Here is a 1,470-nt window from a genome sequence, read left to right as displayed (position 1 = left end):
GGACGAGGCGCGGAGCGCCGGCCACCCGCGAGGGCGCCACCACCCCCCGCGCCCTGAGACGATAGGGGGCACGAGCAACTACCGGGAGGGGCGCGATGGCGGAGGCGAGACAGGCCGAGGGGCGGATACCCGGGGCGGCGGGGACCGGCGGACCACCGGACCCCGCCGCCCGCCGCGTGGCGACGGGCACCCTCGTCACCCTCATCCTCGGCGGCCTGACCGCCATGCCCCCACTGTCCATGGACATGTACCTCCCGGCCCTGCCGGAGGTCACGAACGCCCTGCACACCCCGGCAGCCACGATCCAGCTCACCCTCACGGCCTGCCTCATGGGCATGGCCCTGGGCCAGCTCGTCGTGGGCCCGATGAGCGACAAGTGGGGCAGACGCCGCCCCCTCCTCATCGGCCTCCTCGTCTACATCCTCGCGACAGCGATCTGCGCCCTCGCCCCCACCGCCGAACTCCTCATCGCCTTCCGCCTGCTCCAGGGCCTCGCGGGCGCGGCGGCGATCGTGATCGCGCGGGCGGTGGTCCGTGATCTGTACGACGGCGTGGAGATGGCCAGGTTCTTCTCCACGCTGATGCTGATCTCCGGGGTCGCCCCGATCGTCGCGCCGCTGATCGGCGGCCAGGTCCTGCGCCTGACGGACTGGCGCGGCATCTTCGTCGTCCTCACCGTCGTCGGCGTCGCGCTGACGCTCCTGGTGTGGCGCCGCCTGCCGGAGACGCTGGCGCCCGCCGACCGGCACGACGGCGGCACCGCCGAGGCGCTGCGCACGATGCGCGGCCTGCTCGCGGACCGCGTGTTCACCGGCTACATGGTCGCGGGCGGCTTCGCCTTCGCCGCGCTGTTCGCGTACATCTCCGCCTCGCCGTTCGTGATCCAGGAGATCTACGGCGCGTCGCCGCAGACGTTCAGCCTGCTCTTCGGCGTGAACTCGGTCGGCCTGATCATCGTCGGCCAGATCAACGGCAAGCTGCTCGTGGGCCGGGTCAGCCTCGACAAGGCGCTCGGCTTCGGGCTCGCCGTCATCACGCTCGCCGCGACCGCGCTGCTGCTGATGACGAGCGGGGTCTTCGGCGACATCGGTCTCGCGCCGATCGCCGTCGGACTGTTCGTGCTGATGTCGGCGATGGGCCTCGCCATGCCCAACACCAACGCCCTCGCCCTGATGCGCACCCGGCACGCCGCGGGCTCCGCCTCCGCACTGCTCGGTACGTCCTCCTTCCTCATCGGCGCCATCGCCTCGCCGCTGGTCGGCATCGCGGGCGAACGGACGGCCGTGCCGATGGCCGTCGTCCAGCTGGTGTGCGCGCTGGCGGCCGTCGGCTGCTTCGTGGGACTGTGCCGCCCGTGGCAGCAGAACCAGAACGCGCCGGTGCCGGGACCCCGGGCCGCGGCGGCCCCCGTCCCCGAGCAGGGCACCACGCCGCTGCCCGAGCAGCGGAAGACGGACCGCTGACCGCGCC

At 73.1% G+C, this 1,470-nt stretch carries 1 protein-coding gene; it reads left to right on the top strand.

From position 1 onward, the window contains the following. The first annotated feature begins 95 nt into the window (after nt 1-95). On the top strand, nt 96-1,463 hold the full coding sequence (locus STRAU_RS23740) for a multidrug effflux MFS transporter (protein ID WP_106968018.1): 1,368 nt from the start codon (nt 96-98) through the stop codon (nt 1,461-1,463). Nucleotides 1,464-1,470 lie beyond the last annotated feature (7 nt).

It is taken from the genome of Streptomyces aurantiacus JA 4570, assembly GCF_000414115.1.
Taxonomy (GTDB): Bacteria; Actinomycetota; Actinomycetes; order Streptomycetales; family Streptomycetaceae; genus Streptomyces; species Streptomyces aurantiacus_A.
This window is presented reverse-complemented; position numbering and strand designations above follow the sequence as displayed.

Bases quoted from the DNA above. Each gene is read 5' to 3' on its own strand.
- STRAU_RS23740 (WP_106968018.1), top strand. From the start codon at position 96: ATGGCGGAGGCGAGACAGGCCGAGGGGCGGATACCCGGGGCGGCGGGG.